The following is a 5,045-nucleotide window of genomic DNA, read 5'->3' on the forward strand; positions in this document are numbered from 1 at the left end:
CCGGGTTCCAGTGCAGGACGACCTCGGCGCCGGGGACCAGCCGCGGATCGCGTTCGATGTTCTGCTCGTAGACGGCGATCTCGGGGCAGTCCGGGGTCTTCACCACGTACTGCGTGGAGACGCCGATGAAGCTGGAGTCCGCGATCCGGCCGGTGATCCGGTTGCGTCCGTCGGCGACGGTGTCGGCGTCCTCGGCATGGGTGAGGGAGATCTTCTCCGGGCGCACTCCGACGAGCACCTTGCCGCCGGTGCGCACGGGTGCGCTGCATCGGGCGGCGGGCAGGGCGAGCTTGCCGCCCGCGGTGGTCAGCACCAGGGCGCCGCCGCTCTTGTCGCTGATCTCGGCCTCGATGAGGTTGGAGGTGCCGAGGAAGTTGGCGACGAAGGTGGTGGCGGGGTTCTCGTAGAGCTCGGCGGGGGCGCCCTGCTGCTCGACGCGGCCGCCGTTCATCACCGCGACCGTGTCGGCCATGGTCATGGCCTCCTCCTGGTCGTGGGTGACATGGACGAAGGTGATGCCCACCTCGGTCTGGATGCGCTTGAGCTCGAGCTGCATCTGACGGCGCAGCTTGAGGTCGAGGGCGCCCAGCGGCTCGTCGAGGAGCAGCACCCGCGGGTGGTTGATCAGCGCGCGGGCGACGGCGACGCGCTGCTGCTGGCCGCCGGAGAGCTGCTGGGGCTTGCGGCGGGCGAAGTCGCCGAGCTGGACCAGTTCCAGCATCTCCTCGACCTGCTTCTTCACCGACTTGACGCCGCGGCGGCGCAGGCCGAAGGCGACGTTCTCGTAGACGTCGAGGTGCGGGAAGAGGGCGTAGCTCTGGAAGACGGTGTTGACCGGGCGCTTGTACGGCGGGAGGGCGGTGACGTCCTGTCCGGCGAGCAGGACGGTACCGGTGGTGGGGTCCTCCAGGCCCGCGATCATGCGCAGGGTGGTGGTCTTACCGCAGCCGGAGGCGCCGAGCAGGGCGAAGAAAGAGCCGGCGGGTATGTGCAGATCGAGCGGGTGGACGGCGGTGAAGGACCCGTAGGTCTTACTGATCCCGGTGAGGCGGACATCGCCGCCGGTGGTGGGCTGCTGGGTCATGGCTGCGGTCTTTCTCGCTTGTCAGACGCCGGTGAGCTTGGCGAACTTGTCCTCGAATGCCGTCTCTTCCTTGCTCGACAGCAGGCGGAAGGCGTGGGACTTGGCGACCATCTCGTCGTCCGGGATGATCAGCGGGTTGTTCGCCAGGTCCTTGTCGATCTTCGCAAGTTCGGCGCGTACGCCGTCGACCGGGCAGACGTAGTTGATGTACGCGGCGATCTTCGCGGCGACCTTGGGCTCGTAGTAGTAGTCGATGAGCCGTTCGGCGTTCTTCTTGTGGCGGGCCTTGCTGGGGATGAGGAGGTTGTCGGTGGAGATCATGTAGCCCGCCTCCGGGATGGTGAACTCGATCTCCGGGTTGTCCGCCTGGAGCTGGATGAGGTCACCGGCCCAGGCGACACACGCGGCGAGGTCGCCCGAGCTGAGGTCGCCGGTGTAGTCGTTGCCGGTGAACCGGCGGATCTGGCCTCGGTCGGCGGCCTTCTGGAGCCGGGCAATGGCGGCGTCGTACTCGTCGGCGGTGACGGTCTCGGGGCGCTTGCCCATGTCGAGCAGGGTGAGCCCGACGGTGTCGCGCATCTCGGTCAGCATTCCGACCCGGCCCTTGAGCTTGGGGTCCTCCAGCAGCTGGGAGACGGAGGTGACCTTGCGGTCGCCGGTGGCCTTCTTGTTGTACGCGATGACGGCGGGGATACCGGTCCACGGGTAGGAGTGGGCGCGGCCCGGGTCCCAGTCGGGATCGCGGAAGCCTTTCCCCAAGTTGGTGTAGGCGTGCGGCAGGTTGGACGCGTCCAGCTGCTGCATCCAGCCGAGCCGGATCATCCGTCCGGCCAGCCAGTCGGTGACGCAGATGAGGTCGCGTCCGGTGTCCTGGCCCGCGGCGAGCTGGGGCTTGATCTTCCCGAAGAACTCGACGTTGTCGTTGATGTCCTCGGTGTACTTCACCGTGATGCCGGTGCGGCGCCGGAACTCCTCGAGCGTCGGACGGTGCTTGTTGTCGTCGGTGACGTCCATGTACTCGGTCCAGTTGGAGAAGTTGACCCGCCTCTCGTCGTCGGAGTGGTCCTCGGAAGCGTTGTCCGCCTCGGCGCGCCCCGCGGGCGGGATGCCGCAGCCGCTCAGCGCCCCGAGCCCGCCGATGGCGAACGCTCCGGCGCCGCCCGCGCGCAGCAGGCCGCGGCGGGTCAGGGCCATCCGGCCGCTGGTCATGCTGCGGCGGATCGCGGCGATCTGCGGTGGGGACAGGCTCTCGGGCTCGTGGGTTGGTTCCATGAAGCTGTGCCTTTCGAGGATGTCGGCCGGTCCCAGCCGGCCGAAGGCCACACGCGGTGGCCGCACGAATCAGATCTGTCGGTCCCCGAAGACCGTGCGGTGCCAGTCCTTGCGGACCTCCGCCGTGTTGTCGAACATCACATGCTTGACCTGCGTGTACTCCTCGAAGGAGTACGCCGACATGTCCTTGCCGTAGCCGGACTTCTTGAAGCCGCCGTGCGGCATCTCGCTGATGATCGGGATGTGGTCGTTGATCCACACACATCCGGCCTTGATCTCGCGGGTGGCGCGGTGGGTCCGGTAGACATCGCGGCTCCAGGCGGAGGCGGCGAGGCCGTAGGGGGTGTCATTGGCCAGGGCCAGGCCTTCGTCGTCGCTGTCGAAGGGGAGGACGACCAGGACCGGGCCGAAGATCTCGGACTGGACGATCTCGCTGTCCTGGGCGGCACCGGTGATGAGGGTGGGCCGGTAGTAGGCGCCCATGGCGAGATCGCCGCCGGGGGCCTCACCACCGGTGACGACGGTGGCGTAGCCGCGGGCCCGCTCGACGAAGCCCGCGACGCGGTCGCGCTGGGTGTGCGAGATGAGGGGGCCGAGGTCGGTGTGCGGGTCGAAGGGGTCACCGAGGCGTACGGACGCCATCAGATCGGCGACGGCGGCCACGAACGCGTCGTACAGCGGACGCTGGACGTAGGCGCGGGTGGCGGCGGTGCAGTCCTGGCCGGTGTTGATCAGGGCGCCCGCGACGGCGCCGTGGGCGGCGGCCTCGACGTCCGCGTCGTCGAAGACGACGAAGGGCGCCTTGCCGCCGAGTTCGAGGTGGAGCCGCTTGATGGTGGCGGTGGCCAGTTCGGCCACCCGCTTACCGACGGCGGTCGAGCCGGTGAAGGAAGTCATGGCCACGCCGGGGTGGCCGACCAGCTGTTCACCGGCTTCCAGGCCGGTGCCGGTCACGATGTTGACGACACCGTCCGGGATACCCGCCTCGGTGGCCGCCTGCGCGAACATCAGCGAGGTCAGCGGGGTGAGTTCGGCGGGCTTGAGGACGACGGTGTTGCCCGCGGCGATGGCCGGGAGGACCTTCCACGCTGCCATCTGGAGCGGATAGTTCCAGGGGGCGATGGAGCCGACGACGCCGATCGGTTCACGGCGGATGTACGAGGTGTGGTCACCGCTGTACTCGGCGGCCGCCTTGCCCTCCAGATGGCGGGCGGCGCCCGCGAAGAAGGCGGTGTTGTCGATGGTGCCGGGGACGTCGAACTCGGTGGTGAGCTTGATCGGCTTACCGCACTGCAACGACTCGGCGTAGGCGAGTTCCTCCGCCCGCTCCCCGAGCGCGGCGGCGAACCGGTGCATGGCGTCCGAGCGCTCACCGGGGGTGGCGCCCGCCCATTCGGGGAAGGCGGCCTCCGCCGCCGCCACGGCGTCGTCGACGTCGGCCGGACCGGCGAGCCGGTAGGTGTACACCTGCTCACCGGTGGCCGGGTCGACGACCGCGTGTATGCGTTCCGAGCCGCCTGTGCGCAGCCGACCCGCGATGTACTGCGCACCCTGAGCGAACCGCTCCGTCACATCGAACCGCTGATCCATCGCGTGCTCTCCTCCGCCGGTCGCCCCTCGGGGCATGGCGTCGTTCTAGCCGGAATCGAAGGCCGATCCTGGCAGAGGACCCTCTCTTCAACAAGGGATTCCGTTGTTGCGTTTTAGTTTCGCGACGGATTCGGTGATCGGATAAGGCTGGAGGTCACCGATTCCGGGCCAGAACACGGAGTCGGCGGCGTCCAGCGCCGCGAGGCAGATGGCCGGGATGGCCATGCTGATGATGCCGCGGACCAGCCCGGCGGTGTCCATGCCGCCTGGGCGCCGTATCCGGCCACGCGTACGGCCCGCCCGGGTAGGCGCTGGGGGTGCGGGGCCGCTGGACGACGCCGGCACGCCCGGCACGCAGCTGCCGGCCGCCCTGCGCCCCTGCCCCGGTGGCTCGACTACCGCTTCGGGCTGGTGTCCGAGGCCTGGTGGCCCGCAACCACGCCGACGGATTGCTGGTCTCGGCCTGGACCGCCGACACCCGGCGGTCCGGCTCGGCCGCCGCTGCGCACCATGGCCCGTGCCCCGTCGGCGGCCTCGCCGCCGGGCTCGGCATCCCGGTCCGGCGCCCGGTCCGGCACCGGTAGATCGGCCAGGCCGTGGATCCGCCCGGTCCGAGCACAGGCGAACCCGGGCCTCGCACAGCCATGAGGGGCACGGACACGGTATGCGCGTTCGCGCCCCTCGGGGTTCCGCGGGGTCAGCCGTCCAGCGAGGTCATCACGTGCTTGATCCGTGTGTAGTCCTCGAAGCCGTACGCGGACAGGTCCTTGCCGTAGCCGGACTTCTTGAAGCCGCCGTGCGGCATCTCGGCGACCAGCGGGATGTGGGTGTTGATCCAGACGCAGCCGAAGTCCAGGGCCTTGGACATCCGCATGGCGCGCGCGTGGTCCTTGGTCCATACCGACGACGCCAGGGCGTATTCCACGCCGTTGGCGTAGGAGAGGGCCTGGGCCTCGTCGGTGAAGGACTGGACGGTGATGACCGGGCCGAAGACCTCCTGCTGGATGATCTCGTCCTCCTGTTTGAGCCCCGAGACGACGGTGGGGGCGTAGAAGAAGCCCTTCTCGCCGACGCGGTAGCCGCCCGCCTCGACCTTGGC

The 5,045-nt window shown here is 69.2% G+C and carries 5 protein-coding genes and 1 pseudogene; 1 reads left to right on the forward strand and 5 read right to left on the reverse strand.

Annotated elements, in window-relative coordinates:
* From CCN51_RS31435 to CCN51_RS55195, 4 genes are all read right to left on the reverse strand, one after another.
* Positions 1-1,084 (reverse strand): ABC transporter ATP-binding protein (locus CCN51_RS31435; protein WP_086860377.1); only part of this gene is annotated, 1,084 nt, incomplete at its 3' end.
* 21 nt (positions 1,085-1,105) lie between these two features.
* The gene (locus CCN51_RS31440; protein ID WP_043492807.1) at positions 1,106-2,356 is read right to left on the reverse strand and encodes a polyamine ABC transporter substrate-binding protein; all 1,251 of its coding nucleotides are present in this window, start codon (positions 2,354-2,356) and stop codon (positions 1,106-1,108) included.
* Positions 2,357-2,425: 69 nt separating this feature from the next.
* Positions 2,426-3,946 carry a gamma-aminobutyraldehyde dehydrogenase gene (locus CCN51_RS31445; RefSeq protein ID WP_014182309.1) on the reverse strand — a complete coding sequence of 507 codons (1,521 nt, stop codon included), beginning with the start codon at positions 3,944-3,946 and terminating at the stop codon, positions 2,426-2,428.
* 87 nt (positions 3,947-4,033) lie between these two features.
* A complete protein-coding gene (locus CCN51_RS55195) occupies positions 4,034-4,207 on the reverse strand; it encodes a hypothetical protein (protein WP_014182308.1) in 174 nt (57 codons plus the stop codon).
* 120 nt (positions 4,208-4,327) lie between these two features.
* Between CCN51_RS55195 and CCN51_RS60175 the strand changes: the two are divergent.
* Positions 4,328-4,530, forward strand: a pseudogene (locus tag CCN51_RS60175) (glycerophosphodiester phosphodiesterase); the annotation flags it as partial.
* Positions 4,531-4,643: 113 nt separating this feature from the next.
* Here the strand turns inward: CCN51_RS60175 and CCN51_RS31450 are convergent.
* A partial coding sequence (locus CCN51_RS31450) for an aldehyde dehydrogenase family protein (RefSeq protein WP_143675936.1) occupies positions 4,644-5,045 on the reverse strand: 402 nt, incomplete at its 5' end.

Origin of the sequence: Streptomyces milbemycinicus (assembly GCF_002154605.1) — a bacterium.
In the GTDB taxonomy this organism is placed as follows: domain Bacteria; phylum Actinomycetota; class Actinomycetes; order Streptomycetales; family Streptomycetaceae; genus Streptomyces; species Streptomyces milbemycinicus.